Source organism: Mycobacterium sp. 360MFTsu5.1 (assembly GCF_000383495.1).
GTDB classification, from domain to species: domain Bacteria; phylum Actinomycetota; class Actinomycetes; order Mycobacteriales; family Mycobacteriaceae; genus Mycobacterium; species Mycobacterium mucogenicum_B.
This window is the reverse complement of record NZ_KB911474.1, coordinates 1-26875: the sequence shown is the minus strand read 5'-3', so window position 1 is coordinate 26875 and position 26875 is coordinate 1. Positions and strand designations below refer to the sequence as shown.

24 protein-coding genes and 2 pseudogenes are annotated in these 26875 nt (G+C 65.9%); 19 read left to right on the top strand and 7 right to left on the bottom strand.

Annotated elements, in window-relative coordinates:
- Positions 1-108: 108 nt before the first annotated feature.
- Both H289_RS0125785 and H289_RS0125780 read left to right on the top strand, forming a co-directional pair.
- Complete coding sequence (locus tag H289_RS0125785; RefSeq protein ID WP_020103743.1) at positions 109-1716, top strand: flavin-containing monooxygenase; 1608 nt, start codon at positions 109-111, stop codon at positions 1714-1716.
- Entirely contained in the window at positions 1716-2516 is an 801-nt protein-coding gene (locus tag H289_RS0125780; protein ID WP_020103742.1) for a mycofactocin-coupled SDR family oxidoreductase, read from the top strand. Before H289_RS0125785 ends, H289_RS0125780 begins: the two co-directional genes overlap by 1 nt.
- 80 nt (positions 2517-2596) lie before the next feature.
- On the opposite strand, the gene H289_RS0125775 is transcribed toward H289_RS0125780, so the two are convergent.
- The gene (locus tag H289_RS0125775) at positions 2597-3754 is read right to left on the bottom strand and encodes a serine hydrolase domain-containing protein (protein ID WP_020103741.1); all 1158 of its coding nucleotides are present in this window, start codon (positions 3752-3754) and stop codon (positions 2597-2599) included.
- A 94-nt stretch (positions 3755-3848) separates the two neighbouring features.
- Between H289_RS0125775 and H289_RS0125770 the strand changes: the two genes are divergently transcribed.
- The gene (locus tag H289_RS0125770) at positions 3849-4454 is read left to right on the top strand and encodes a TetR/AcrR family transcriptional regulator (RefSeq protein WP_036421529.1); all 606 of its coding nucleotides are present in this window, start codon (positions 3849-3851) and stop codon (positions 4452-4454) included.
- Positions 4455-4550: 96 nt separating this feature from the next.
- Here the strand turns inward: H289_RS0125770 and H289_RS0125765 are convergent, their stop codons facing one another.
- Both H289_RS0125765 and H289_RS0125760 read right to left on the bottom strand, forming a co-directional pair.
- On the bottom strand, positions 4551-5945 hold the full coding sequence (locus H289_RS0125765; RefSeq protein WP_020103739.1) for a WS/DGAT/MGAT family O-acyltransferase: 1395 nt from the start codon (positions 5943-5945) through the stop codon (positions 4551-4553).
- 270 nt (positions 5946-6215) lie between these two features.
- Positions 6216-7055, bottom strand: a complete 840-nt coding sequence (locus H289_RS0125760) for an alpha/beta fold hydrolase (protein WP_020103738.1) — start codon at positions 7053-7055, stop codon at positions 6216-6218.
- A gap of 113 nt (positions 7056-7168) precedes the next feature.
- On the opposite strand from H289_RS0125760, the gene H289_RS0125755 reads away from it, so the two are divergent.
- From H289_RS0125755 to H289_RS0125745, 3 genes are read left to right on the top strand one after another with little or no spacing between them, the layout of a single operon-like run.
- Complete coding sequence (locus H289_RS0125755) at positions 7169-8371, top strand: CoA transferase (protein WP_020103737.1); 1203 nt, start codon at positions 7169-7171, stop codon at positions 8369-8371.
- Positions 8368-9168: an acyl-CoA thioesterase gene (locus tag H289_RS0125750; protein ID WP_020103736.1), complete on the top strand. Its 801-nt coding sequence runs from the start codon at positions 8368-8370 to the stop codon at positions 9166-9168. The genes H289_RS0125755 and H289_RS0125750 overlap by 4 nt, the downstream gene beginning before the upstream one ends.
- 40 nt (positions 9169-9208) lie before the next feature.
- Entirely contained in the window at positions 9209-10771 is a 1563-nt protein-coding gene (locus tag H289_RS0125745; RefSeq protein ID WP_020103735.1) for an acetolactate synthase large subunit, read from the top strand.
- A 57-nt stretch (positions 10772-10828) separates the two neighbouring features.
- Here the strand turns inward: H289_RS0125745 and H289_RS33510 are convergent, their stop codons facing one another.
- The gene (locus tag H289_RS33510) at positions 10829-10996 is read right to left on the bottom strand and encodes a hypothetical protein (protein WP_020103734.1); all 168 of its coding nucleotides are present in this window, start codon (positions 10994-10996) and stop codon (positions 10829-10831) included.
- A 245-nt stretch (positions 10997-11241) separates the two neighbouring features.
- Here H289_RS33510 and H289_RS0125735 point away from each other — a divergent pair, with 245 nt between their 5' ends.
- The 7 genes and pseudogenes from H289_RS0125735 (at position 11242) to H289_RS0125705 (ending at position 19548) form a co-directional block, all read left to right on the top strand.
- Positions 11242-11598, top strand: coding sequence for a YraN family protein (locus tag H289_RS0125735; protein ID WP_020103733.1), 357 nt, complete (start codon positions 11242-11244; stop codon positions 11596-11598).
- Positions 11598-13106 carry a YifB family Mg chelatase-like AAA ATPase gene (locus tag H289_RS0125730; RefSeq protein WP_020103732.1) on the top strand — a complete coding sequence of 503 codons (1509 nt, stop codon included), beginning with the start codon at positions 11598-11600 and terminating at the stop codon, positions 13104-13106. Before H289_RS0125735 ends, H289_RS0125730 begins: the two co-directional genes overlap by 1 nt.
- Positions 13103-13588: pseudogene (locus tag H289_RS31395) on the top strand (DNA-processing protein DprA); the annotation flags it as partial. The gene H289_RS0125730 and the pseudogene H289_RS31395, both read left to right, overlap by 4 nt.
- 60 nt (positions 13589-13648) lie before the next feature.
- The gene (locus H289_RS33200) at positions 13649-15091 is read left to right on the top strand and encodes a site-specific integrase (protein WP_110789130.1); all 1443 of its coding nucleotides are present in this window, start codon (positions 13649-13651) and stop codon (positions 15089-15091) included.
- Positions 15088-16962 carry a hypothetical protein gene (locus tag H289_RS0125715; RefSeq protein ID WP_155944267.1) on the top strand — a complete coding sequence of 625 codons (1875 nt, stop codon included), beginning with the start codon at positions 15088-15090 and terminating at the stop codon, positions 16960-16962. Before H289_RS33200 ends, H289_RS0125715 begins: the two co-directional genes overlap by 4 nt.
- Positions 16959-19097, top strand: a complete 2139-nt coding sequence (locus tag H289_RS0125710; protein ID WP_020103728.1) for a hypothetical protein — start codon at positions 16959-16961, stop codon at positions 19095-19097. The genes H289_RS0125715 and H289_RS0125710 overlap by 4 nt, the downstream gene beginning before the upstream one ends.
- The gene (locus H289_RS0125705) at positions 19084-19548 is read left to right on the top strand and encodes a hypothetical protein (protein ID WP_020103727.1); all 465 of its coding nucleotides are present in this window, start codon (positions 19084-19086) and stop codon (positions 19546-19548) included. The genes H289_RS0125710 and H289_RS0125705 overlap by 14 nt, the downstream gene beginning before the upstream one ends.
- 67 nt (positions 19549-19615) lie before the next feature.
- Here the strand turns inward: H289_RS0125705 and H289_RS33820 are convergent, their stop codons facing one another.
- The gene (locus tag H289_RS33820) at positions 19616-19894 is read right to left on the bottom strand and encodes a hypothetical protein (protein WP_020103726.1); all 279 of its coding nucleotides are present in this window, start codon (positions 19892-19894) and stop codon (positions 19616-19618) included.
- Positions 19895-19943: 49 nt separating this feature from the next.
- On the opposite strand from H289_RS33820, the gene H289_RS33945 reads away from it, so the two are divergent.
- Complete coding sequence (locus H289_RS33945; RefSeq protein ID WP_020103725.1) at positions 19944-20066, top strand: hypothetical protein; 123 nt, start codon at positions 19944-19946, stop codon at positions 20064-20066.
- Between the two features lie 34 nt (positions 20067-20100).
- On the opposite strand, the gene H289_RS31390 is transcribed toward H289_RS33945, so the two are convergent.
- Positions 20101-20778 (bottom strand): TetR/AcrR family transcriptional regulator, encoded by a 678-nt coding sequence (locus H289_RS31390; RefSeq protein WP_020103724.1) that lies wholly within the window; start codon positions 20776-20778, stop codon positions 20101-20103.
- A 216-nt stretch (positions 20779-20994) separates the two neighbouring features.
- On the opposite strand from H289_RS31390, the gene H289_RS0125685 reads away from it, so the two are divergent.
- The 5 genes and pseudogenes from H289_RS0125685 to H289_RS31385 form a co-directional block, all read left to right on the top strand.
- Positions 20995-21603: a TetR/AcrR family transcriptional regulator gene (locus H289_RS0125685; protein WP_020103723.1), complete on the top strand. Its 609-nt coding sequence runs from the start codon at positions 20995-20997 to the stop codon at positions 21601-21603.
- 54 nt (positions 21604-21657) lie between these two features.
- Positions 21658-22095: a DUF6188 family protein gene (locus H289_RS0125680; RefSeq protein ID WP_020103722.1), complete on the top strand. Its 438-nt coding sequence runs from the start codon at positions 21658-21660 to the stop codon at positions 22093-22095.
- Positions 22092-25169 (top strand): MMPL/RND family transporter, encoded by a 3078-nt coding sequence (locus tag H289_RS0125675; RefSeq protein WP_020103721.1) that lies wholly within the window; start codon positions 22092-22094, stop codon positions 25167-25169. The genes H289_RS0125680 and H289_RS0125675 overlap by 4 nt, the downstream gene beginning before the upstream one ends.
- Positions 25166-25420 (top strand): hypothetical protein, encoded by a 255-nt coding sequence (locus H289_RS33190; protein WP_155944266.1) that lies wholly within the window; start codon positions 25166-25168, stop codon positions 25418-25420. The genes H289_RS0125675 and H289_RS33190 overlap by 4 nt, the downstream gene beginning before the upstream one ends.
- Before the next feature lie 314 nt (positions 25421-25734).
- Positions 25735-26448 (top strand): annotated as a pseudogene (locus H289_RS31385) (DNA-processing protein DprA); the annotation flags it as partial.
- A gap of 24 nt (positions 26449-26472) precedes the next feature.
- Here H289_RS31385 and H289_RS0125665 read toward each other — a convergent pair.
- Positions 26473-26875: zinc-binding dehydrogenase (locus H289_RS0125665; RefSeq protein WP_020103719.1), on the bottom strand; the 403-nt coding region annotated here is incomplete at its 5' end.

Genomic DNA, 26875 nt, shown 5'->3' with positions numbered 1-26875 from the left:
CATTGCGCCTTGGGTGTCCGGTCCGATGGTCGGGACGCGATCCGGCGGGTCGTCCGTTCACCGGGACGCCTCGTACTGGGACATTCCGAGGGCGGCTAACTTCGCACTATGAGCAGCGCTGGACAGGTTGACGTCGTAGTAGTCGGTGCCGGGTTCGCCGGTCTTTACGCACTGCACAAGCTGCGGTCGGAAGGCCATTCGGTCGTCGTGTTCGAGGCGGCCTCAGATGTGGGTGGCACGTGGTTCTACAACCGGTACCCCGGCGCCCGGTGCGACGTCGAGAGCATCGACTACTGCTACTCGTTCGACAAGGACCTGCAGCAGGAGTGGACCTGGACCGAGAAGTACGCCACCCAGGCCGAAATCCTCACGTACATCAACCATGTCGCCGACCGGTTCGACTTGCGCCGCGACATCCGGCTGAACACCCGCGTGGTGTCGGCGACGCTCGACGAGGAGACGCTGCGCTGGACCGTCACCACCGACACCGGTGAGACGGTGGACGCGCAGTTCTGCGTCATGGCCACCGGCGCGCTGTCCGATCCGCTGCTGCCGAACATCCCCGGCGTCGAGACCTTCGCCGGCGAGACCTACCACACCGCGAACTGGCCGCACGAGGGCGTCGACTTCACCGGCAAGCGCGTCGGCCTCATCGGCACCGGTTCGTCGGGCATCCAGACCACGCCGATTGTGGCCGCGCAGGCCGCCGAACTCGTTGTCTTCCAACGCACTCCGAACTTCTCCGTGCCGGCCGGCAACGAGCCGCTGACGGCCGAGCGGGAAGCCGAGGTCAAGGCCAGCTACGACCAGCGCCGCGAGCTGTCGTGGCGCAGCGGCGGCGGCTCACCGCACCTGGCGCACCCCAAGCTCACCATGGAGCTGTCGGACGAAGAGCGCCGTGCGGAGTTCGAAAAGCGTTGGCAGCTGGGCGGCGTGCTGTTCAGCAAGACCTTCCTGGACCAGATGGTCGACCCGGTGGCCAACGCCGAGGCCAAGAAGTTCTACGACGAGAAGGTGCGCGCGGTCATCGACGATCCCGAGGTCGCCGACCTGCTGATCCCGAACGACCACCCGATCGGCGCCAAGCGGATCTGCACCGATACCAACTACTTCCAGACGTTCAACCAGCCACACGTGAAGCTGGTCAGCGTGAAGAAGACGCCGATCGAGCAGATCGACGCCACCGGCATCACCACCACTGAGGCCCGGTTCGACCTGGACGCCATCATCTTCGCCACCGGATTCGACGCGCTCACCGGCGCTCTGGGACGCATCGACATCACCGGCCGCGGTGGTGAGAAGCTCAAGCAGAACTGGGTGGACGGACCGCGTAGCTACCTGGGCCTGGGCGTCGACGGCTTCCCGAACATGTTCCTGGTGAACGGACCCGGCGCGCCGGCCGTGCTGGCCAACATGGTGCTGCACGCCGAGGCGCACGTGAACTGGATCGCCGACGCGATCGAGTACGTCGGCAAGAACGGGTATGCGGCCATCGAGGCGACCACGGACGCGGTCGACGCCTGGGGCGCCGAACTGGTGCGCCGCGCCGACCAGACGCTGTTCCCGAAGGCGAACTCCTGGTACATGGGCGCGAATGTGCCCGGTAAGCCACGGGTTTTCATGTTGTTCATCGGTGGCTTCGCCGCCTACAACGACATCTGCGCCGAGGTTGCGGCCGCCGGGTACAAGGGATTCGAACTGACCAAGGCCGGCTGATGTCAGGGCTGCTGAACAAGGTCGCCCTCGTCACCGGTGCCGCCCGCGGCACCGGCCGGACCCACTGTGAGCGGTTCGCCGACGAGGGCGCCGACATCATCGCTCTCGACGTCGCCAGTGCGGCAGCCGATTTGGCCGATCTTGCCGATGCCGTGAAGCAGCGCGGTCAGCGTTGTTTCACCGCTGTGGCCGACGTGTCGTCGTTCGACGAGGTGCAAGCCGCGGTCGACGAAGGGGCCTGGGAGTTCGGCCGGCTGGACGTCGTGGTCGCCAACGCCGGCATCCATTCGGCGTCGGCGCCGTCGTGGGAGGTCACCACCGAGGACTGGCAACGCGTCATCGGCGTGAACCTCACCGGGGTGTGGCACACGGTGAAGGCCGCCGTTCCGCATTTCGGCCCGGCCGGCGGATCCGTGGTGATCATCAGCTCCACCAACGGACTTCGCGGCTCCGCGAACACCGCCGCGTACACCTCCACCAAGCATGCGGTGGTGGGTCTGGCCCGCACTCTGGCGAACGAGCTGGGGCCCAAGCGGATTCGGGTCAACACCGTGCACCCCGGCGCGGTCGGCACCCCGATGGTGCTGAACCCGGAGACCTTCAAGCGCATCCGGCCCGATCTGGAGAACCCGACCGCCGACGACGTCGCGGAAGTGCTTGCCGCACGCAACCTGTTGCCGGTGCCGTGGGTGGAGCCCGAGGACATCAGCAACGCGGTGGTGTTCCTGGCGTCCGACGAGGCCCGCTACATCACCGGCACTCAACTGGTCGTCGACGCGGGGCTGACGCAGAAGGCCTGACCCGCCTCGGACGTGCAGAAAACGAACTCTGCTGCGATGCAACGATGATCGGCCACTCCTGGTCCGGCGCGCGGTGCGGCTCAGCGGGCTGGTTCACCGACCAGCGTGCGGAGGAAGGCGACCGTCTCGAGTTCGCGGTTGGTGATTTCGTCGTCGCTGGTGCCGTACCTGCGGTTCGCCGACAGTTTCACGATCACCGTCTTCTTGCCTGGGTCGACGTAGATGAACTGGTTGTACACGCCGATGGCGCTGAACTCTCCCGAATCCACGGCGGGCAGCCACCATTGGTAGCCGTAACCCAGGTCGAGCGGATGGCTGCCGATGATCGGACGCCCCGGTAGAAGATGTTCGGCATCAGCCGCCAGCGACGCGTCCACCCATGACTGAGGAACCAATTGCTGACCCCGCCAGCGGCCGCCATTGCGATACAGCTCACCGAATTTCGCGTAGTCGCGCGCAGTCATGACGAGGCCGCCGAATGCAACCTCCATGCCGGTCGAGTCGACCAACCAGTACGCGGGTGAGCTGATGCCCAAGGGCTCGACGAGCTTCTCCTGCATATAGTCGGTGATGGAACGGCCCGTCGCACCGACGAGCAGCGCTCCGAGAGCCTGCGTATCGCCGGAGTTGTAGCGGCAGACGTGCCCCGGTTCGATGTCGCGGACCATGGTTGCGACGAACTCCTCGAGCGTTCCACCTTCGCCCATCGCGGCCGCCAACCGGAAGATGTCGGACCCCGCGTCGTTATAGTCCTCGTTCCACCGCGCACCCGAAGACATCTGGAGCACATCCTTGATCGAGACGCCGTCATACGCAGAGCCCGGGGCGACGCGAATGTAGTCGCTGATGGGCCGATCGATACCCGCAATGTGCCCGTCCTCGACCGCTATGCCGACAAGTGCCGAGATGACGCTCTTGGCCACAGACATCGAAATCCACGGAACGTTCGGACCGCCGGTCAGCCCGTACCACTCGTGGGAGATGGCGCCGTCGCGCAGAACCAAGAGTGCGGCGGTGTCCGTTTGGGCCAGGAAGTCCTCTGTCGACTTGCATTCTCCGTTGAGCGCGTACGACTTCGGCAATTCGAGGGGATCGCCGACGGGCCAGTCGTGTGGGGTCGAGGAGGGGGACATCTTGCTGGTGGGAAGCAGTTCGGGGATCCGGGAAAAGTTCTCGTGTTGTGGAATTCCGGTGAACAAGCCCAGTTCAACGAACGAGGACGGAGTGTGGTCGGCCATGTCAACCTCTCATTTTGCGGCGGTGCGCCTAATATAGGCGTACCAACTGGTTAGTACAACCAGTTGGTACGCCTATCTGAAAGTGGGGCCCGGAATGCAGGCGAGCGAAGGTCGAGTGGACGGACGTACGCTCCGTTACCAGCATCGGCGGCCTGAACTACTGGCCGCCGCCACCGAGTACGTGCTCGATAACGGAATCAGTGACCTGTCGCTGCGTGATATGGCACGCGCCCTGGGGATCACGCATGCCACGTTGCTGCGGCACTTCGTGTCAAAGGAAGACCTACTGCTACAGGTCATCGCAAAGATCAGGGCGGACTTCGTCGATCAGCTGTCCGGTGATGACCAGATGCATCCTGACCAGACGGCGTCGCGGCTGTTGCGCACGACGTGGAAACGGCTTTGCGACCCGGCTGAGCAGCGGCAGTTCGTTCTTCTCTTCGAGGTGGTGGGTCGGGCAACCCGAGAGGGTGGCCGCGTTGCTGACCTGGCGCAGGCGAGCATCCATGATTGGCTCAATATCATTGCGGCACAGCTGGTGCGGACCGGCTGTTCGCCCAAAGAGGCGGACACCCTTGCGACCCTGGTGCTGGCGCAGGTGCGTGGTCTTCAGGTCGATCTTCTGCTGACGGGTGACCGACGTCGCGTGGATCGCGCGATCGAGGCGCTGATCGAAATGATCGACCGGCGTTCGGAATAGGACTTCAGGACCGTCGGCGGATGAATTCGTCGACGTCGCCCGCTGACTCGGATGCCCACCCGCGAAGTGCCCAGCCTCGCTTATGACTGTGCGCGGTCATGGTTCGACGAGCCCGGCCGCGATCTCGAGTTCTACCAGTGCCGGCTCGATGGCGTCGGCCATGGCGTCGATGTCGTTCGCCATCTCGGGCGTCGTGACGAAGCCGAAATCGATGCGGTCGCGGTAGCTGAAGCAGGTGACGTTGAGTCCGACGTCCATCACCAGGGGACCCATCGGCATCATCTGTTCGAGGACGGCGCCGTCCATGTACAGCGGCACGGGCGGCCCGGGCACGTTGGACACGACGAGGTTCATCGGCTTGAGGGTGCCGCCGAGCTTGCTCGCCGTGTACGCCCGGGCGGCCAGGGCCACCAGGCCGGGTGGGGTGGTGTCGGTCAGCCCCATGATCTGGTGTGCGGTAAGGGCTTTCGCCATTTCCTTGGCGCTCTGGGAGCTGGCGTAAGTGGCCTTGATGCGTTCGGCGGGGTCGACGATGTCGGATGCCAGCGACACCGACATCGCGCTCACCTGGTTGCCGACCTGATCGCTGGAACTCTCGGTGCGGGTCGACACCGGGACCTGCGCGATGAGCGACTTGTCGGGCAGCTCGCCCCGGTCCTCCAGATATGTGCGCATGGCACTCGAGACGAGCGCCAGCACGACGTCGTTCACCTTCACGCCGAATGCTTCCTTCACCGCTTTCACACGCTCCAGGGACACGCCGGAATTGCTGACCCGCCGGTGCGGTGAGATCGGGCCATTGAACCGGGTGGGCGGTGCGTCGAAGTAGCCGGGTGGCTTGTTGGCGACGCTGAGTGCCGCAATCTGCTGGCGCACGGTCTGTTCCAGGAAACGCACGACGCGGTAGGGCGTCTTGATGCCGATGTTGATCAGACCGCCCAGGGCCTGCAATTCGATGCCGGGCGCTTTGACGCCGACCAGTGATCCGCTCGGCTCGGCCGCCGGCGGTCGCGGGGTGGGCGTGAAATCGAGGAGAATCTCCCCGAGCCCGGCTCCCGAGACGCCGTCGATGATGGCGTGGTGCATCTTCATCAGCACGGCGACGCGGCCGCCCTCGACGCCCTCGATGAACCAGAGTTCCCACAGCGGCCGGGACCGGTCCAGCTTGTAGGACATCAGCCGTCCCACCAACTGGTCGAGTTCGCGGCGGCCGCCGGGTGCGGGGACCGCGATGTGGCGGACGTGGAAGTCGAGATCGAGTTCCTCGTCTTCGACGAACCACGGCCGGTCGAGGCCGAGCGGCGCGCCGGTCACCCGCCACCGCAGTTGCGGCATCTCCGGCAAACGCGCCGCGATGAGCGCCTTCACGGACTCGAAGCTGAAATCCGGTGCGTCGGTGGGGTCGTAGATCGACGACGCGGCGACATGCATATGCCAGCTGTTGGTCTCCGCGAACCAGAAGGTGGCGTCGGCACCGGACAAGCGATTCATGGGGCTGATCCTAGAATGCGCGCGGGTGCGCCTCGCTTGAAATCGGCGGATTGGTACGAACTTCGGAGTGTGACGGTTGTCTCCGCGCGCCGTAGCTCGGCAATCGTCTTGGCGCGCAACGTGACCCGATGGTCAGGCGTCGACGGTCGATGTTCCATTCCGGTCAATTGATAAGCCGGACAATATATTCCGGCGACCAGATGACAACGGGCGGCCGCGTACCGCACACCATGGGATCGGTGTGCGGTACGCGGCCGCCCGTGCAGACGATCAGCGCTGCAGGAAGCCCAGCACCGTGCTCTCGAATGCCTCCTTGGCCTCGATCATCGCCCAGTGCCCGCAGTTCGGGAACACGTGCAGCTCGGCGTTGGAGATGGTGCGCATCGGGATGAGCGCCATGTCCAGCGGGCTGACGCGGTCGTCGCGGCCCCACGTCAACAGCGTCGGCGCCTTCACCTTGTGCATCTGAGCCCAGGGCTGCGGCGGCGCATCGGCCGACCGCATGAACTTCATCATCATCTTGAAGGCGGCCTTGCCGTACATCCGGCGGGCCGACTCGAGCGTCTCGGGATCGGAGGCCAGCTTCAAGCGCTCTTCGATCAGCTCTTCGGTGACGATCTTCTCGTCGTACACCATCGAGTTGAGCCAGTCGATCAGCCGCTGCCGGGTCGGGTCCTCGGTGAACTCCTGCAGCAGCCGGATGCCCTCGCTCGGGCCGGGGCTGAAGATGTTGGTGCCGATACCGCCGATGGTGACCAGCTTGCCGATGCGGTCGGGGTTGTTGATGGCGAAGTTGATGCCGACGCCGCCGCCCATCGAGTTACCGACGATGTCCACCTTCTCGACCCCGAGCGCGTCGAGGAAGGGCACGACCGCGGACTGGGCGTCGATCATCGGGTGGCCACCGAAGTCGTCGCTGACGCCGAAGCCGGGGAACTCGAGGATCAGGCAGCGGAAGTGTGCCGCGAACGTCGGCAGGACGCCGCGGAAGTTCCGCCAGCCCGTCACGCCCGGGCCCGAACCGTGCAGAAACAGCACTACAGGGCCGCTGCCCTCGTCGTAATAACGCAGCGTTCCGCGCTCGGTCTGGACTTCCTTCAGCTCACTCATACGTTCCAAATTACGGTGCGGATGTCACGCGGTCGCCACCACCTCCCGTCCGGCGGGACGCGTCGCGCCCGGGGGCGCCCCGTTGTGCTGCGAGCGGCCTTTATGGTGTCCAGATGACCGTGCCGGAGTCTGCGCGTCCACTGGCGGGCGTGCGCATCGTCGAAATCTCCAGTTTCGTCGCAGTGCCCCTGGCGGGGATGACGCTGGCGCAGCTCGGTGCCGAGGTCATCCGGATCGATCCCATCGGCGGCGCCGCCGACTACCACCGCTGGCCGGTGACCGATGACGGCGAGAGCATCTACTGGGCGGGCCTGAACAAGGGCAAGCGATCCGTCGCGGTGGACATGCGCTCACCGGAAGGTCAGGACCTGGTGACCCGGCTGATCGTCGACGCCGGGGTCTTCATCACCAATGTGGCGGGCCGGCAATGGCATTCGTACGAGAACCTCTCCGCGCTGCGGTCCGACCTGATCCACGCCGAGGTGTCCGGCCGGGCCGACGGTGGTACGGCCGTGGACTACACCGTCAACGCCGGGCTGGGCTTTCCGCTGGTCACCGGTCCGTCCGAGTTGCAGACTCCGGTGAACCACGTGCTGGCGGCCTGGGACGTGTCGTGCGGCCTGTACCTGGCGCTGGCGGTGACGGCGGCGCTCCGCCACCGCGACAGCAGCGGCGAGGGCCATCAGGTCAGCATCCCACTGGAGAACGTGGCCCTGGCCACCGCCGGGAATCTCAGCTTCCTGACCGAGGTGATGGTCAACGGGGTCGGCCGTGAACGCATCGGCAACTCGATCTTCGGCCAGTACGGGCAGCAGTTCGTCAGTGCCGACGGCGCCGCGTTCATGATCGTCGCGCTGACCGGACGCCATTTCCGGGATCTGGTCGAGGTCACCGGTACGACGAAAGCCGTTGCCGCGCTGTCGGAATCGCTCGGTGCGGACTTCACCGATGAGGGGCAGCGGTATCTGCACCGCGACGCGCTCACCGGTCTGTTCACCGTCTGGTTCTGTGCGCACACCGCCGAGCAGATCACGGCGGCGTTGGGTGCGACGTCGATCCTGTGGGAGCGCTACCGCGACTTCAGCGAGGTGGCCGCGAGTCCCAAGGTGACCGACAACCCGCTGTTCACCGAACTCGACCAGCCGCGCATCGGCCGCCACCTGGCACCGGGCCTGCCGCTGCGGATCGACGGTGAGTATCCGCCCGCGCGGCCGGCGCCGGCGCTCGGCGACGACACCACCGCCGTGCTGACCGAGCGGCTCGGGCTCACCGCAGCCGATGTCGCCGGGCTGACGGAAGCGGGGACCGTGGCATGACCGTGCTGCCCGACTTGTTGGTGGTGTCGCCCGGTGCCGGGCCCGAGTCCTGGCTTGGGGCGGCCGGGGGACCCAACGGCAAGCGGGCCTTCGGCGGCCTGCTGATGGCGCAGAGTCTGTCCGCCGCATGTCAGACGGTGAGCCCGGAGATGCGCCCGACGGCCATGCACCTGCAGTACCTGCGTGGGGGAGAGGCCGGCGCGACCACGGACTACACGGTGGTCCGGGTGTACGACGGACGGACCGCGGCGGCGCGGCGGGTCGAGGCCTGCCAGGCCGGGCGGCTGCTGACCGTCGCGACCGTGTCCTTCTCGATGGACCTGGCCGGCCCCGAACACGATGAAACACGGTCACTGCCAGAGGATCCCGAGCTGCTGCCGTTGACCGGGCCGCCGGGGCCGGCGCCCGCGGTGCCGCTGGACGAGATCGACATCCGGATCGTCGACGACCGGTCGTCGGGCGAGTTCGTCCGGCGCATGTGGTGGCGGGCCACGGTGGCGATGCCACCGGAACAGTTGCCGCACATGATGATTGCCTGCTACATCACCGACCTCTACGGGATCGACCCGGCGCTGCAGGTGCACGGACACTCCATGCAGGCACGCACCCACCGCAGCGGCACCACCGATTTCTCGATCTGGTTTCACCACCCGATCCGGGCCGATCACTGGAATCTGCTGGAATCGCGTTCGCCGGCCGCGGGCCGGGGCCGCGGTGTGATCACCGGGAGTCTGGTCGGCGCAGACGGAACCAGGGTCGCGACAATGGTGCAGGAAGGTCTGATCGCGGACCGGTAGTACCGTCGTCGGCAGGCTGGTGAAGAACCCTAGGAGAACGATGAACGGCGCACAGGCACTGATCCGCACACTGGTCGACGCCGGCGTCGACGTCTGCTTCGGTAATCCCGGAACCAGCGAGATGCACTTCGTCGCGGCACTGGACTCCGTGCCCGAGATGCGTGGTGTGCTCTGCCTTTTCGAGGGTGTGGTCACCGGTGCCGCCGACGGTTATGCCCGCATGGCCGAGAAGCCGGCGGCCACCCTGCTGCATCTGGGCCCCGGACTCGGCAACGGCATCGCCAACCTGCACAACGCCCGCCGGGCCTATTCGCCGATGGTCAACGTCGTCGGCGACCATGCGCTCGGCCACAAGAAGTACGACGCACCACTGGAATCCGACATCGACGCGATGGCGGGCACGGTGTCGGGATGGGTGCGCCGGTGCGAGAAATTGGCCGACATCGCCAACGACGCGGTGGCCGCGATCGAGGCCGCGCAGCAGGGACAGGTGGCCACGCTGATCCTGCCGGCGGATGTGTCGTGGACCGAGGGCGCCGAGCCGGCGGCGGGGGAGCCGACCACGAGCGCGGCGTCGTTCGACTACCGCGCCGGCGTCGACCCTGACGAACACGAGCTGCTCGACGCCGGTCCCGAAGTCTTCGGCGCCGGCACCGTCCTGCTGCTGGGCAGCGCGGCCTGCCGGGAGCGCGGCCTTCGTGCCGCGAGCCGGATCGCCGAGGCCACCGGAACCAAGGTATTGATCGAGACCTTCCCGGCCCGGCTCGAACGCGGCGCCGGCCGGCCCAACTTCGAACGCCTGGCGTATCTCGCCGAAGCCGCTCAGTTCCAGCTCACCGGCGCCGAGCACCTTGTGCTGGCCGGCGCCCGGTCCCCGGTGTCGTTCTTCGCCTACCCCGGCAAGGCGAGTGACCTGGTGCCGGGCGGCTGCCAGATACACACCGTGGGCAGCGACATCGTCGCGCGTCTGGAAGAACTGGCCGATGCGGTGGCGCCGGGTACCGAGCCGGTGCTGACCGAGCTGAAAGTGCCGGAGCTGCCGACAGACTCGGCTCTGACGACGCAGAACTGGGTCGAGGTGGTGGCCGCGACGCTGCCCGACGACGCGATCATCGTGGACGAGTCCAACACCAGCGGGTTCCTGCTGCCGCAGGCGACGATGAGCGCGCCGCGGCACGACCTGTTGACGTTGACCGGCGGCGCCATCGGGTTCGGATTGCCGAGTGCGGTCGGTGCCGCGGTGGCCCGCCCGGACCGTCCGGTGCTGTGTCTGCAGTCCGATGGCAGTGCGATGTACACGATTTCGGCGTTGTGGACCATGGCGCACGAGCAGCTCGACGTGGTGACGGTGATCCTCAACAATGCCGCCTACGCGATCCTGCGCATGGAGCTGCAGCGCGTCGGGGCCGAGGCCAGTGGGCCGAAAGCCGCGGCGATGCTTGATCTCTCGGGCCCGACGACGGATTTCGCGGCGCTGGCGTCGGCCATGGGCGTGCCGTCCGCGAAGGCGACGACAACGGCGGAGTTGGCCGACCTGCTCCGCGTGGGCTACGCCACACCGGGGCCGTACCTGATCGACGCGGCGGTGCCGGCGCTGCTGTAGGTGCCGGGCAAAAAAATTCGGGGCCCCTCGGTGAGGGGCCCCGAATCCTGTTGACGGTCAGCGGCTCTGGTGCACGCTGTTGTCCACCTGCGGCGCCTCGGCGCGCGGGTGAATGTCGTTGACCCAGTCGTGGTGGGAGATGTCCGCCGACGCCGGCGCGGCCAGTCCCAGCACCGCTGCTGCCAATCCGTTTGCCACCAGTGCGGCGATTCCGAGCTTCTTCATTGTCCCCAACTCCTTGTATCTGAAGCTTTGATGCTCGGTTCAACGGGTGGAGGGCCGGCAGTATTTCTGTAGTTGGGCGTTGGCAGCAATTGATCGTTCTTCGGCAGTAATCAGTCTGTCGGCCGGTCCTGTGGATGAATCGCGCACTGTGCATAACTGTCTTCCGGACGCCGGATCCGGGGTTCTTCGTCTCGTGATCTGTCGGTGGCTCCGGCCACGGTGACGGCATGAACACACCACCACGCATGACCCGCGCCGAGATCGGAGCGCTCGGTGAACAGCTCGCGGTCGACCATCTGGTCTCGCTGGGAATGACGGTCCTGACCCGGAACTGGCGCTGCCGGTGGGGTGAACTCGACGTCATCGCCACCGAAAGGGACCACAGTGCGGTGGTCTTCGTCGAGGTGAAGACCCGCACCACCACGGAGTTCGGCGGTGTCGAGGAAGCGGTGACGCCCGAGAAGGCCCGTCGGCTGCGTCGGTTGGCCAGCGTGTGGCTGGCTGAGCAGAACGCGCACTGGCCCGATGTGCGGATCGATGTGGTCGGCGTCCGGCTCGGTGGCCGGGAGCCGGAGCTGGTGCATCTGAGAGGTATCGGCTGATGGCGCTGGGACGGGCCTACTCGGTGGCCATCCGCGGCCTCGACGGCGTCATGGTGGAGATTGAGGCGGACATCACCTCGGGGCTGCCGGGGGTGCATCTGGTCGGCCTACCCGATGCGGCGCTGCAGGAGTCGCGGGACCGGGTCAGGGCCGCGATCACCAACTGCGGCAACAGCTGGCCGATGTCGCGGCTGACTCTCGGGCTGTCGCCGGCCACGCTGCCGAAAGGTGGGTCGATGTATGACCTGGCGATCGCCGCGTCGGTGCTGTCGGCGCATCTGAAGACGCACTGGGGACGGCTGGACAAGACGGTCCTGCTGGGCGAACTGGCACTCGACGGTCGGGTGCGTCCGGTCAAGGGCGTGCTGCCTGCCGTCATGGCTGCCAAGCGGGAAGGGTGGCCGTCGGTGGTCGTGCCTGCCGAGAATCTGGCCGAAGCCAGTCTCGTCGACGGCATCGAGGTATGGGGCGTTCGCACGCTCGGACAGATGCAGGCGTGGCTCAATGGGAAGGCGCCGCTGGACGGGCGGGTCGACACGACGGCGCCGGCCGCCGACGACGGCGTCGACCTGGCCGACGTGGTCGGTCAGACCCAAGCTCGATGGGCAGTGGAGATCGCCGCCGCCGGCGCCCACCACCTGATGCTCACGGGGCCGCCGGGGATCGGCAAGACGATGCTGGCCCAACGGCTCCCGGGGCTGCTGCCCGACCTGACCGAGGAGGAAGCGCTGGAGGTCACCGCCATCCATTCGGTGGTCGGGCTGCTCACCGGTGATACGCCGCTGATCACCCGCCCGCCGTTCGTGGCGCCGCATCACACGTCCAGTGTCTCGGCACTCGTCGGCGGTGGCTCCGGGATGGCACGCCCCGGCGCCATCAGCCGGTCGCATCGCGGCGTCCTGTTCCTCGACGAGTGCGCCGAGATCGGGACCAGCGTGCTCGAAGCCCTGCGGACCCCGTTGGAGGAAGGCAAGATTCGGCTGGCACGTCGTGACGGCGTGGCGTGCTATCCCGCTCGCTTCCAGTTGGTCCTCGCGGCGAATCCGTGCCCGTGCGCTCCGCCGAACCCGCGGGACTGTGTGTGCCCGTCAGCCGACCGGCGTCGGTATCTGGGCAAGCTCTCCGGGCCGCTGATGGACCGCGTCGATCTGCGTGTCGATATGCACCCTGTACTCGCCGGCGCCTTCGGTGACCACGCCGCCGAATCCACCAGTGCTGTCCGTGCCCGCGTCGCCGCCGCCCGTGCGGCCGCCGCCGAGCGATGGCAGGACGTCGGAGTCCGGACCAACGCCGAGGTACCAGGGCCCCTGCTGCGCCGCAGATTCCGGCTGAGCCGGGACGCCATGGAGCCGCTGCGCAAATCCCTCGATTCCGGCCGGTTGAGTATCCGCGGCGTTGACCGCACGTTGCGCGTCGCGTGGTCCCTGGCCGATCTGGCGGGCCGCGATGCGCCCAACCTCGAGGACGTCAGCACGGCATTGGGTTTCCGCGAGGGAGATGTCCGATGAGTGCCGACGAGCAGGAACTGCGGGCGTGGGCGTATCTGTCGCGGGTGGCTGAACCGCCGTGCCCGAGGTTGACGGTATTGGTGGCCGATCACGGGCCGGTCGAGGTGGCAGACATGATCCGGCGCGGCCGCGAGGATTCGGACCTCACCGGCAGCGTCGCCGCGCGCCGTGAGGTTGATTGCGCGGCGCGGGATTTGGAGATTCTCGATCGCCGCGGTGGGCGGTTGATCACGCCCGACGACGATGAGTGGCCGTACCTGTCGTTCGTCGCGTTCGCGAACAAGGCGGTGTGGGAGCGGCCATCGGGTTACCCGCCCATGGTGTTGTGGGCGCTCGGCCCGGCCCGCCTCGATGAGATCGCCGAACGCGCTGCCGCGATCGTCGGCACCAGGGCGTGCACGGCGTACGGCGAACATGTCGCTGCCGAGATTGCAGCGGGCCTCGTCGAACGTGACGCCGCGGTGGTCTCTGGTGGCGTCTTCGTTCTATAGCCATTGGCTTGTTGTTGTTATGCTCCTGCCACCCTCGGGCTGGGAGCCAACATGCAGACATGGTCGGTTGTGCGCTACGACATTGATGTGCTCGCCGCAGATTGGCCGACGGAGGTCACGGGTCCGATTCCTGATATCGGAGACGTGTTGGCGCGTTGGCGGGCCGTTGACGGACAGCGCTTCCTCATACGCAACGATGGGTTTGTCGACGTACGAGTCAATGCCTTCCTGTCTTCAGCTCGCATGCGAACGCTAGCGAGTAACACAAACCGTGACTACGCACAGTCGCTGTGTTTGTGGCTGAACTTCTTGCAGACCAGCGGACGCGTGTGGTCTGAAGCGACCGAGGAAGACGCAGAGGATTTCGAGTTCTGGAGGCGCACCGACCCGAACAACCCGAGTCTCGTTGGTGCTTCTGCTTTTTCGAAGGATATTGCAGCGTGCAAAAAGTTCTATTCGTGGACAGCGGAGAGGTTTGCAGATGTCGTCGACGTCTTCCTATACGTCGCTTCGCCGCCGTCCAAGCGGTCGGCCAGAGTTCGATGGCTCGATCCTGCCGCGGTAGATCGATGGCGCGACGTTGGGTTGCGTGGCCGCGATCTCCACGGGCGCAGGGACCGCTCGTGCCGTACTCGAAATGAGCAGCGCGATGTCGCATTTTTTGACGGACTTTATGGAACAGGGTTGCGGCTGTCGGAATGGGCCTCGGTCACGATCGATGAACTTCCAACGCTCGGTGCGGACCGGCCTTTCTACAAGTGTCACCTGGCCGACAAATGCGCCAAAGGTGGCTATGGGCACCCGTATTGGATGCCGCGGCACGTGCTTGCCGGGATGTATGCGTACGCGGAGGGTGCCCGTGCCCGAGCTATCCGCGGCGCCCAAGACAGCGGCCGCTATGCGGAACTGAGCGATACGATCGAGGTGGGTGACGCGAAGCGTCCCGGATCGGTGCGACTGCCCGACGGCAACGGCGGATTCATCGATCGCGCCTGGAATATCACTAGTCTGGCGTTGCGCCGCAGACTATTTCGCCGCACTCCAGCTGGTCTTGAGCCACTGTGGTTGTGGCTGAACGAAAATGGCCTCCCGCGCGACCCACACGGATGGCACCACACCTTCGCTGAGGCCAACGACCGTATCGCAGCGCAGGGTGTGGAGAACTTCACCTGCACACCGCACATGCTGCGACACTCTTTCGCCCTGCGGTGGTTCTCGGTAGGCAAATTGGTCTATTCGTCGCGACTGGGCCACCTTTCGGACGTGGAGGCACGCGACTTCCGAGTCCAATTCGGTGACACCTGGCATCTGGTGCAGACGATGTTGGGACACCGTCGAGTCGAAACCACCAGGGACGTATACCTGGAACCGTTCCGAGCGCTCGACGTGGAGGTGTTGCTGGCCCAGACACAGGGATTGCCGGTGTCGGGATTGCTGGCCGAGCTTTTCGACAATCACTCGATGGTTCTCGGAGATCCGGTGGCGCGCCGATGAATCGTCGTGGTCGTGCCGCGCGGCTTCCTGAATCTGGCTCTGCGACACTGCGCGGTGTTCTCACCGACGGAACCACGGTACGTTGCTTTGAGGACGGTAATAGCCAGCCGAAAGACTTCGACTGTTCGCTGTTGACGGTGAGCCCAGAGCTGCAGCGCATGTTTGCCGAGGCGTTCGCCAAACGCACCGGACCTGGCAGCGGTCTACGGTCAATGTCGTCGATCGGGGACGCGTTCCGATCGATGCGTCTGTTCACGCGGTACCTCGCGGGTTTGCCGCGTCCACCCGCCCGCAAGGCGGACCTACTTCCGCGCCACATCGATGGCTTCTTGGCCGCGCGTCGCGCCGCGGGTGCGCCAGCGAAGCTCACCGAGGAGCTGCGCGGAGTGAAAATGATTCTACGCCAGCTTGATTCGTGGGAACCGGCCATGGTGGCCAAACTCGCCGAGCCCCACCCGCGGCCGCGGCGTTCAGGTAAGCGCCACGAGAGCTACAGCCGTGCCGAGTTCCTGCGGATAGCGTCTGCTGCACGCGCGGACCTGCGGCGGGCCGCGCAACGCATCCGAGGCAACCGCGTGCTGCTGGAGCAGTACCGGTCGGGTCACCTCGACGATCCAACGCGCCGGTTTGAGTTGCTCGACTACGTGGAACGTCATGCCGACGTGCCGCGCCGTGGCGGCGACTTCCCAAGCAAATCGCAGCTGACGGCCAAGTGGGTGCGTGGTTTCGGCGGGACCCGGGACATCATTCGCTGGGCACATCTGAGTCCGCTGGAAGTGAGCGCCGGTGCAGTGCTGCTGGCTGTGCTGACCGGCCAAAATCCGTACGTCATCATGAAATGTCCGGCACGGCATCATCGTGCCGACGGCAACGCAGGCGGACCCAAGACCGCGATTGTCGAGATGCGTAAGCCCCGCCGCGGCAGCCGCGCCGACATGGATGTGGCCCTTGCCGCCGTTCCAGATTGGATCAGCATCCCTGACGACCCTACCGCGATGTCGCGCCGCGATGAACTGCACACCGCCTTCGGCGTCTACATGTTGCTGTGTGAGCTGACCGCGTCGAGCCGGCGGATCGAGGGCAGCGGCCGACTGATGGTTGCCTACTGCGCAAATGGGCACAACGGTCGCGGTATTCGTGCGCACGGCTCGGCCGAGGGATGGGTTAGGCCGTGGTCGCGCCAACAGGGCCTGCTGTGTGACGCGGTCCAGGGCGCACCTGCCAAACCATTGGAAGTGTCGCTGGTTCGATTGCGGATGACATACCTTGAGCTGCACCAGAAACCGGTGGCACACACCGAACAGACCCTCGTCGATGACTATCTGGGGCGAAACCGCGGCAGCCTGGTTGAGTACCGCCGCGTTGTCGCTGATGCCTTGCAGGACCAGGTGGCCAAGGCTCGTGCACTGCCCCTCATGTCCGCGCTTTCGGCGGCCGAAGTTGCTCAGGCGCACGCCGACCCGACGACTTTGGCGTCGGAATTATCGTTGTCCCACACCGATGTTCGCCGGATGCTGAAGGGCAAGTTAGACACCGTGATGAATGCGTGCATTGACAATCAGCACGGGCCATACGGTGACACGGGCCAACCCTGTAGAGCCTCATTCATGCTGTGCCTGAGTTGTCCGTGCGCTCGCGGGTTGCCTCGACACCTACCGGTGCAGACGTTGGTGCTCGACCGTCTCGCTGAGCGTCGCCACCACATGACTCCGTTGGCCTGGACGACCCGGTTCGCACTCCCGCATGCCCAGTTATCCGATCTGCTCGCTGGCTTCGACGACGAGCAGCTCAGTGCAGTGCGAGCAGCAACCACCGATGCCCATCGAGAGATGGTGGGCCGCTTCCTCAACCGAGAACTGGACATGCGATGACGACGCAGCGGCGGCACGCAGCGTTGCACGACGACCACGTGGAATGGCCTGACCCATCCACGACCGTGCTCTTGCGGCGGGTGCTGCGTCCAGATGCTGATCCGGCCGGGCTGTCTCGGTACGCAGACGACGTGTGGCACTTCGATCAAGGAATCTTCGAGGAGAGCTCGAAGATCATCAGTATCAACTTCAAACTGGCACCAAAACCGTTGCGAGAAGCGGTAAAGCACTACGTGTGGGTCCTGGTCAACACCGACCCGCCAATGCAATTGCGGCGCACAACGGCCACTCGCCCGTCGTTGTACACCGTCAGGATGTGCTGGTATCCGCTGCGGATCTTCCTCAATTGGCTTCACAAACGCCGTGTTGGGCAGTTCTGCGATGTCACAGCCGAGATGCTGGACGAATACTTGGTATATCTGAGCCGCTACCAGGACAGCGTGGGACAGATGCACCGATGCGTCGTCGAGGTCCGCCGCCTCTGGGGGTACCGCTCGGTGCTACCGGAATCAATGCGGCTGCCCGAAACGCCGCCCTGGGGCGGTGATTCGGCCGGAGCGCTGTTCGGCAACGTCCGCTCGTACATGGAGAACCTCACCCCACGTATCAATGAGGACACCATGGGAGCACTGCTGCTGTGGGCGCTGCGATTCGTCGAAGATTTTGCCGACGACATCATCGCCGCCCGCGAGGAGTTCGTGTTCCTGCATGCACGCGGGCCGGACGTGACGGCCGGGCACGAACCGGATCGGCCACGATTGCCACAAGGCGGGGCCATCAAACTGGTCACCGACTACGCCGAATCGGTTCGGCAACAGCAAGGCTTGTTGCCGGGCAGGATCAACGACGCCGGCGAGCGGGAAATCAACTATCCGTTTATCGGCAGGCTGATCGGGGTCCCACGGCTACCACGGGCGTCCTACGCGACCGCCCAGTCCGCGCTGGCCTCCTCCGGTCTGCCGATCGATGACGACGCATACCTGTCCACTCTGGTCACCGCCACCGTGGCGGGACGGCCGTGGCATCCCGGACGTTTTTCCTACAACCAGACTCGCTACCTCGTGCGGCATTTGCACACCGCCGGCCTGATCGTGGTCGCCTACCTCTCAGGTGCTCGGCCCGCGGAGGTGTTGAACCTGCGTCGTGGCTGCGTCGACCGTGACGATGCCAACGATATGTACCTGATGTCGGGCGTGTACTTCAAAAATGCCGTCGACGAGCACGGCAACAAGGTGCCCGCCGGTCTGCCGCGGGCTGATCCTTGGGTGGTGGTGGCGCCTGTCGCGCGAGCGATCGAGGTACTTGAACGGCTCCATGACGAAGACCTGCTGTTCACCAACCGCATTGACCTGAGCCGCAATTACGTGCAGCGCCGTACCGGGGGATTAGCCTTCAACACCCAGGTCGCCACCGACAGCGTGCACCGGTTCATCGATTTCGTGGACCAGCTGTGTGCTCACCACCGCATCGACCCCATTCCGTCGGACCCACACGGCCAGCTGACCATCAGCCGGTTTCGTCGAACGCTCGCGTGGTTCATCCGCCGCCGGCCTCGCGGGCTGGTCGCCGCATCGATCCAATACGGTCACGTGCATACCCGCATGATTCAGGGTTACGCCGGTGCCTACGACTCGGGCTTCCCCGACGAGCTGGCATTCGAGGACTACCTTGCCCGGTTGGAACAATTCGCTGATGATGAACAGGCCCTGAGCGACGGGGAACGCGTATCCGGACCGGCCTCACAGACTTACCGCCAGCGTCTGAGCGCCGCCAACGGTCGATTCGCCGGATATGCCCTGACCAGCAAAAAGCAGGCTCGCGATCTGCTGGCCAACCCTCTACTGCAGATCTATCACGGGGAGGGAATGACCTGCGTGTTCGACGCGACGAAGGCCGCGTGCCAGCTGCGGGGGGCTCGCGACGATCCGCTGGTGACACCCGACGTCGACGACTGCCGGCCCGGCTGCCGCAATATCGCCCGGACCGATCGTGACCTGGAGACAGTCCGCCGACACCGAGATCGGCTTGCCGAAACGGTGGCCGATCGTGCCGCCCCACCACTGCGGCATCAGCGAGAACAACGAGAACTCGCTCGCATCGACATGATCATCAGGGAGCACGATGAAGGCCACTGAAACCGACCCTGTTCGCAAGAAGATCCTCGCCGCCATGGACCGCTTGATGGCGGGCAAACCGCTACGCTCCACCGGACGGCTCAACGTCTCCCAGCTGGCCATCGAGGCCGGTGTGGCGCGGTGGCACCTCACCCATCAGCACGTCGATCTCAAAGAGATGTTTCAAGCGCGCGTCCGCAACGAGGGTAGGACGCCGGCTCCGTTCCAGGGCACCGCCGCCGCATTCGATGATCTGCAAGATGCACATCGAGCGCTGCTAGCGCACTGCGCCGAACTGGAGCAGAAGATCAAGCTGTACGCCAACGTGATCCAGCTGCTGGCCACGGAACGAGCGACGAGCACGCAAAGCCGGCCGGTGACCGATATTGCGTCACGTCGAACACCGCCGCTCCAATCGGCCGCGAGGCGCCCCAAGCGCAACGTAACCTCGTCGCGCGAACGCAAGCAATAGCACCGGATCACCGTTGGGCGACAAGTTGGGCTTGGTCGCCCGGCGGCGCTCCGCGGTCGGCGCTGGATCAGCGTGACTGAGGTGATCCGGTCAGGCGTGCGTGCAGGTCGGTGACGCGTTCGTTCGATGCCTTCGACGCCGCGTAGGGATGGTTCGTCGGTGTCCCAGACTTCGATGGGGTGCCGCCGACCGGGTCGACGTGGGCTTGGGTGCCGACGACGACAACCAGGTCCGCCGCGGTGCGACTGCTGTTCACCGAATTCGGCGAGTACCTGAAATCGCCAGCGGCACAGTCTTCTACAAGCACGACGACCTGATGGCCGTTATCGACGCGCATCGCACCCACACCAGCGCCACCACCGTGACGCCGGCAACCTGGCCGCGACAGCAGCATCGTGGCCGCACTGCGCCGCAAGATCACCGCCCAATCAGACGAGATCAGAACACTCAAAACCACCGTGGCACAACAACAAGCCATGATTGAACTGCTCTACGGGCAACTCGAAGACCGCCACTAGGGCACCACCTGAGCGTGACCGCGCGCAGCGCGGCTCATGCACCTGTGGCGTCGGCGCTTTCGGTGGGTGCTGGCGAGATGCGGCGGTGGGCGCTCAGGAAGTCATCGACGATGGCGACACAGTCGTCGTGACCCATGACGCGAAAGCCGGTCATGCGGGCGAAGGCCAAGGGGCCGACCAGTTGGCACAGCACCCGTTCCAGGTCGAAGTCGCCCAGTTCGGCGCGGGCCTGCTCGCTGCGCAGCAGGGCGTCGAACGGTTGGCGGTACTGGTCGATGACCAGGGCCCGGACGGCGCCGGCCGGGTATTGGTCCTCGGTGGCGGGTTTGGTGGTGGTCGGGCCCAGTGCCAGCCAGGCCAGGGTCGTGATGTGCAGCGGGGCGTCGTTGAACAGCGTTGCCTGCCGGGAGAGCAATTCGATGAGCTGTTCGCGCAGCGGTCCGCTGCGTGGTGCCGGAGGGGTCACCTGCGGCAGCAGCCGCTCGAAGGTCGCGGCCAGCAGGTGCGAGGAGGTTTTGAAGTGGCGATACAGCGTGGTGCGGGCCACCTTGGAGGCTTTGGTGACCGAGTCGACGGTGACCGCTTCAACGCCGCCGGCATTCAGCAGGGCCGCGGCCGCCTCCAGGAGCCGGTTGCGTGACCGGATACGCCGCGGGTCCACATCATCGTCATCATCAGAGCCGTCGGCGCTGAAGTCGGGCCACTCACTCACAGTCACTCACTTTATTGTCCGCAGCCTCCGGTGTGGCGAATCGTCGATGCCCACACCCCAGGACAGCTATGCTACCGCGTGTAGCGCAGCGAAACCGCCTATACCAGGAGATGTGGGATTGCCTGATCACACCTGGCTATCAGCGTTTTTGGCGCCGCGCACCCCGATCTGCCGGGGATGGCTGTCACCGCATCGGCGCCGGCTCGGGACGCAGCGATGAGAGGCGCGGCAGGCCTGTCGGCTCGCGATGGCCGGGACATCGCGATCCTCGATGCCGCCGTCTCGGTGGCCTCGATGGGCGGCTACGACGCAGTACACATGCGCACGGTCGCCGAGCGCACGGGCATCGCCGTCAGCTCCATCTACCGCCGCTTTCCCTCCAAGACCTATTTGCTGGTCTGCGCACTAACCCGCGAGGTCGAGCAGGTGCAGGCCCTGCGCGACTGGTCGGCGGTGCCCGGCGGCCCCCAGCAGCGACTTGTCGCGCTCAGCAACTGCCTGCACGAGCAGTGGCAGCGTGATCTGCCGCTGACCGAGGCGCTGACCCGGGCGCTCGTCGTTGCCGACAGCACCGCGGCCGCCGAGGTCGAGCGGACAATGGCGGTGCTCAACAGGCTGCTAGCGGCCGCGCTGGGCGGCCCGTCCCCGTCGCCGCGCAACCAGCAACTGGCCTGCCTACTCGGCGACGTGTGGTTGGCCAATCTGGCCGCCTTCATCAGCGGCCGGGTGCCCGCCGCCGCCGCCCGGGACAACATCGACCGGGCGATGGCTCTCATCCTGCGCGCCCAACCCGCCACCATTGCCCCACATCGCTACACGGTGTAGCGTTTCGATACTGCTTAGTATCGTTTTGCTGGTGCGGAGACAGGGGACGCGATCATGGTCGATCAGTGGATTGAACGGTGCACCCTGCAGCGGGTGTCGCTGCATGAAGGTCTGGTGCTCAGCTTCGAGGACTACAACGAGGTGGTCATCTCCCGGCGGCTCCGTCTGGGGTTGCCGCCGGTGGGCCCGTACCCGGCCGAGGTGGTGGAGCTGGACCCGCTGAACGTGGCGCCGGCGCACCGCGCTCTTTTGGACCTGGCCGGGTCGGTGTGCGTGCGAGCACACAGCGATGACGATGGGGCCCTGCACCTGCAGTTCTCGGACGGTCACTCGATCGACGTGGAGCCCGACGCCCACGTGGCGGCATGGGAACTGTACGGAAAGCGCCACGGATACATGGCCTGCATGCCCGGAGGCCGGGTGCAGATGGTCCGACATGATGTGCCCGCCGCGGACAGCGCCGACTACGACACGGCCCCTGCCAGCCAGTGAGCGATCCGCTGCGCGGGGGACCGACCCTCACCGCCGCACCCGGGCTACCGCCGCGCCGCCGGCGCACACGCGCCGAGACCGCGCCGTCGAGTGAATACAGCCCCGCGCTGGCCCGCCTGGGGGCGTTCACCCTGCGCCACAAGGCGCTGGTGATCGGACTGTGGATCGGGGCCGCGGTGTTGTTGGCGGTGCTTTTTCCGCAACTGGAAACCGTGGTGCGCCAACAGTCGGTGGACTTGGTGCCCCACGACGCGCCGTCGTTTCTGACCGTTGACCGGATGAGTGCAGCATTCGGCGAACAGGGGTCCAAGACCGTGCTGTTCGTCGCGTTCGAGGACCCCGCCGGCCTGACCCCGCCAACCCGCCAGAAATACGCGCAGCTGGTCTCGCAGCTGCGCGCCGACCCCAGCCATGTCCTGCTCGTGCAGGACCTGCTGGCCGACCCGGTCACCGCACCGCACGCCATCAGCGCCGACCGACACGCGTGGTACCTGCCGGTCGGCATCGCCGGCACCCTCGGCGATCCGACCGCCGCCGAATCGGTCAGCGCCGTGCGCGCCATCGCCCACCGCGTCTTCGCCGCCAGCACCACCACCGTGCACGTCACCGGGCCCGCCGCCACGTTCAGCGATCAGATCGCCAGCGCCGAACACGATCTGCTGTTCATCTCCATGGCCACCGCCGGCCTCATCGCCCTGATCCTGCTGCTGGTCTACCGGTCGGCATTCACCGCGCTACTGCCACTGCTGGTCATCGCGCTGAGTTTGGCTGTCGGGCGGGGGGTGCTCTCCGCCCTCGGCGAATGCGGCTTACCGGTATCGGAATTCACCGTGGCGTTCATGACCGCGATCTTGCTCGGCGCCGGCACCGACTACACCGTGTTCCTGATCAGCCGCTATCACGAACAGCGACGCGCCGACATCGCCCCGCCGCAGGCCGCGATCGACGCCACCGCCAGCATCGGACGAGTCATCCTGGCCTCAGCGGCCACCGTCGCACTGGCCTTCCTGGCCATGACCTTCGCCAAACTCAGCGTGTTCGCCGCGCTCGGCCCCGCCTGCGCCGTGGCCGTGATGGTCGGATTTCTGGCCACCGTCACCCTGCTGCCACCGGTACTGGCGCTGGCCGCCCGCCGCGGCATCGGCGACCCCCAGCCCGACCGCACCCGCCGCTACTGGAACCGCATCGCGGTCGCCGTCGTGCGCAAACCCGTGCCGCTGCTCACCGTCAGCCTCATCATCCTGCTGGCCCTGGCCGCGGCAGCCACCACCATCAAGATCAGCTACGACGACCGCAAAGGCCAACCCGCCGACACCGCAAGCAACCTGGGCTACCAGCTGCTCAACCGGCATTTCCCCACCGACATGGTCTTCACACAATTCCTCGTCGTGGAAAACCCCGCCGACATGCGCACCGGCAAAGGCCTCGCCGACCTCGACGAACTCGCCTCCCGCATCGCCCAACTGCCCGGCGTGAGCAAAGTATCTGGCGTCACCCGCCCCGGCGGCACCCGACTCGAACAAGCCCAATTGTCCTGGCAGAACCAACAAATCGGCGACAAGATGGCCACCGCCGCCGCCGACGGCAACGCCCGCAAGAACGACCTGGCCCAACTCACCGGCGGCGCTGACCAACTCGCCAACGGCCTGGCACAACTCGACCGCACCCTGCGCACCGCGCTGACACCCTTGAGCGGCCTGCTCAACCAAGCGCACACCGCCAGCAGCCAAATCCAGCGATTCACCCCGCTGCTGCACCAACTGTCGGCCACCGCCCCCGACATCGATCACGCCATCCAAGCCGGACCCGGACTACGCCCCGAGGCCGAACAGGCTCGCAACGCCATCGCCGCCGTTTCGCCACTGCGCGACATCCTCGACACCGCACCCTGGTGCGTCACCACACCAAAATGCACCGAACTCCGCGACCAGATGCGCGTCCTGGACGCCCTGCGCACCAACGGATTCTTCGACCGCATCGCTGAGCTGGGCGACCACTACAACCCCGCCACCAACGCCACCGTCACCGCCACCCTCGCCGACGTCCAAACCTCAATCACCACCCTGCAACATGCCCTGGGCACTCTGGGTGACCCCGCCGACGTGGCGACCAACATCGCACGCCTGCAACACGGCATCAGCCAACTCGCCTCTGGAGCACAAGCATTGGCAACCGGCGTGCACGCCCTGGCCGACAGCAACATTCAACTGCTCGCCGGGATGAGCCAGATCGCTGCACAACTACAAAACTCCGCACGCGCCAGCGCCAACTCTGACACCGCCAGCGGCTTCTACCTACCCCCAACCGCCTTCGACAACCGCCAATTCGCTGACGTCGCCAAACAATTCATCACCCCCGACGGAAAAACCGCCCGCTTCATTATCGAATCCACACTCGACCCCTACAGCAGCGCCGCCATGGCACTGGCCCACCACATGGTCACCGTCGCCGAAGCCGCCCGCCCCAACACCTCCCTGACCAACGCCACCATCTCCGTGGCCGGATTCCCGGCCGTCAACGCCGACATCCAGCACCTACTACAAGCCGACTTCACCCAACTGGCCGTCGCCACCCTCGTCGTCGTCGGACTCATCCTGGTCCTGCTGTTGCGCGCTGCGCTGGCCCCGCTCTACCTCCTGGGCACCGTCGTGCTGAACTACCTGGCCTCCATCGGTTTCGGCGTCGTCGTTTTCCAATGGATACTCGGTTACCAAATCGCATGGCCCGTACCACTATTGGCGTTCATCATCCTCGTCGCGGTCGGCGCCGACTACAACATGCTGCTGGTATCACGACTACGCGAAGAATCCGAACACAACATCCGCGTCGGAGTCCTACGCACCGTCGCCAAAACCGGCTCGGTCATCACCTCCGCCGGACTCATCTTCGCTGCCAGCATGTTCGGACTGATGGCCGGCTCCATCGCCATCATGATCCAAGTCGGCCTCATCGTCGGCTGCGGACTACTGCTGGACACCTTCCTCGTGCGCACACTCACCGTTCCGGCCATCGCCACCCTCCTGCGCGAAGCCAGCTGGTGGCCCCAAAAACAACCCACACGGACCCGGCCATGAAAACGCTACTCCCACACCGGCATCGAGCCGCCACGACCCAAACCCAACCAACCATCGACAGCGTCGCCGCCGACCAGCCCACCCGCGCACCAGCCGGCGCCAACACCACCACACCGGACAACACCAAGCGCCGCCGCCCCTGCCCGATCCACTGGCCCCGCCTCCTACAAGGCAAGTACCCCTACTTCCACGGCGAGCACGAAAAACTCTTCCGAGAAGCGCTCATGGAACGCGAAATGTACCGGCTTTAAACATCACAACCCCCGGCACGCCATCCGCCACCTGACAACGCCGACACAACCTGCGCCCACCAGCGACCACAACATCGACAAACGAAAGCGGGAACACCCGCAACCACAGCTGTTCCCGCCTACCTCAAACCCACCACCATCACCTCAGCGGGAACAGCAATACACGGCCGAATTCAACCCCAGATAACGTAGTTGCCCACGGCCTACCCTCACCGATGTCGACTAGGCACATCGCAGCTGCAGCGATGTCTACATTGATGCCCTGGTGGACCCGAACAACTGTTGTATGGTCGAGTCAACGCAGCCACGTCTACGAACTGGTAGTTCGCTTACAGCGACGGGATTCCAGTGCAACAATTATTACTAGCGATAGAACTTATGGCATCGACGGAGCGGCGCACCGCGCGGTGTTGGCGTCGGACGGCGTCACCATGGCAGTGCTTGCCGGGGGTATCGACGTGCCGTACCCGTCGGGGCATTCGGCGCTGCTGCACCGGGTGGCCACCTCGGGGCTGCTGCTCAGCGAGTATCCGCCGGGGGAGCGGCCGACCAGATACCGGTTCCTGACCCGAAACCGATTGGCGGCGGCGCTATCCGGGGCCACCGTGGTGGTTGAAGCTGGGCTGCGCAGCGGGGCGGCCAACACCGCGGCGTGGGCGACCGCGATGGGCCGCAAGGTGTGTGCGGTGCCCGGCCCGGTGACGTCGGCCGCTTCGGCGGGATGCCACGTCCTCATCCGCAACGGTGCGGCCCTGGTCGACCGGGCCGAGCAGGTCGTCGAATTGATCGGGCGGATAGGCGAACTGGCCGATGAACCCGAGCATCCAGAGACACCGCTCGATGACCTGACCCCGGACCAGCTTCAGGTGTACGAGGCGCTGCCGGCACGGGGCTTCCGCAGCCTCGAGCAGATCTCGGTCGGTGCGGCCCTGCCACCCGAACGTGTGCTCGGGCCGCTGGCGCTGCTGGAGATCAGCGGTCTGGTGGAGAAACAGGACGGGCAGTGGCGGATCAGGAGGGCGGGATGAGGTGTGCTCCTGGGCCGTGACCACTCACTTGAGGACCACCACCGAGCGCAGCACCTCGCCGCTGTGCATCTTGTGGAAGGCGTCCTCGATCTGGTCGAGTCCGATGCGTTCGGTGACGAACTTCTCCAGCGGGAGCCGGCCCTGCAGGTACAGGCTGATGAGGGTGGGGAAGTCGCGCTCGGGCAGGCAGTCGCCGTACCACGACGACTTCAGCGACCCGCCGTGGGAGAAGAAGTCGATCAGCGGCATCTCGAGGGTCATGTCGGGTGTCGGAACACCCACCAGGACAACGGTTCCGGCCAGATCGCGGGCGTAGAACGCCTGCTTCCAGGTCTCGGGCCGGCCGACCGCGTCGATCACGACGTCGGCGCCGAAGCCGTCGGTCAGGTCCTGGATGGTCTCGACGGCGTCGAGGTCGCGGGCGTTG

Bases quoted from the DNA above. Each gene is read 5' to 3' on its own strand.
- H289_RS0125785 (WP_020103743.1), top strand. From the start codon at position 109: ATGAGCAGCGCTGGACAGGTTGACGTCGTAGTAGTCGGTGCCGGGTTC.
- H289_RS0125780 (WP_020103742.1), top strand. From the start codon at position 1,716: ATGTCAGGGCTGCTGAACAAGGTCGCCCTCGTCACCGGTGCCGCCCGC.
- H289_RS0125775 (WP_020103741.1), bottom strand. From the start codon at position 3,754: ATGGCCGACCACACTCCGTCCTCGTTCGTTGAACTGGGCTTGTTCACC.
- H289_RS0125770 (WP_036421529.1), top strand. From the start codon at position 3,849: ATGCAGGCGAGCGAAGGTCGAGTGGACGGACGTACGCTCCGTTACCAG.
- H289_RS0125765 (WP_020103739.1), bottom strand. From the start codon at position 5,945: ATGAATCGCTTGTCCGGTGCCGACGCCACCTTCTGGTTCGCGGAGACC.
- H289_RS0125760 (WP_020103738.1), bottom strand. From the start codon at position 7,055: ATGAGTGAGCTGAAGGAAGTCCAGACCGAGCGCGGAACGCTGCGTTAT.
- H289_RS0125755 (WP_020103737.1), top strand. From the start codon at position 7,169: ATGACCGTGCCGGAGTCTGCGCGTCCACTGGCGGGCGTGCGCATCGTC.
- H289_RS0125750 (WP_020103736.1), top strand. From the start codon at position 8,368: ATGACCGTGCTGCCCGACTTGTTGGTGGTGTCGCCCGGTGCCGGGCCC.
- H289_RS0125745 (WP_020103735.1), top strand. From the start codon at position 9,209: ATGAACGGCGCACAGGCACTGATCCGCACACTGGTCGACGCCGGCGTC.
- H289_RS33510 (WP_020103734.1), bottom strand. From the start codon at position 10,996: ATGAAGAAGCTCGGAATCGCCGCACTGGTGGCAAACGGATTGGCAGCA.
- H289_RS0125735 (WP_020103733.1), top strand. From the start codon at position 11,242: ATGACCCGCGCCGAGATCGGAGCGCTCGGTGAACAGCTCGCGGTCGAC.
- H289_RS0125730 (WP_020103732.1), top strand. From the start codon at position 11,598: ATGGCGCTGGGACGGGCCTACTCGGTGGCCATCCGCGGCCTCGACGGC.
- H289_RS33200 (WP_110789130.1), top strand. From the start codon at position 13,649: ATGCAGACATGGTCGGTTGTGCGCTACGACATTGATGTGCTCGCCGCA.
- H289_RS0125715 (WP_155944267.1), top strand. From the start codon at position 15,088: ATGAATCGTCGTGGTCGTGCCGCGCGGCTTCCTGAATCTGGCTCTGCG.
- H289_RS0125710 (WP_020103728.1), top strand. From the start codon at position 16,959: ATGACGACGCAGCGGCGGCACGCAGCGTTGCACGACGACCACGTGGAA.
- H289_RS0125705 (WP_020103727.1), top strand. From the start codon at position 19,084: ATGAAGGCCACTGAAACCGACCCTGTTCGCAAGAAGATCCTCGCCGCC.
- H289_RS0125685 (WP_020103723.1), top strand. From the start codon at position 20,995: ATGAGAGGCGCGGCAGGCCTGTCGGCTCGCGATGGCCGGGACATCGCG.
- H289_RS0125680 (WP_020103722.1), top strand. From the start codon at position 21,658: ATGGTCGATCAGTGGATTGAACGGTGCACCCTGCAGCGGGTGTCGCTG.
- H289_RS33190 (WP_155944266.1), top strand. From the start codon at position 25,166: ATGAAAACGCTACTCCCACACCGGCATCGAGCCGCCACGACCCAAACC.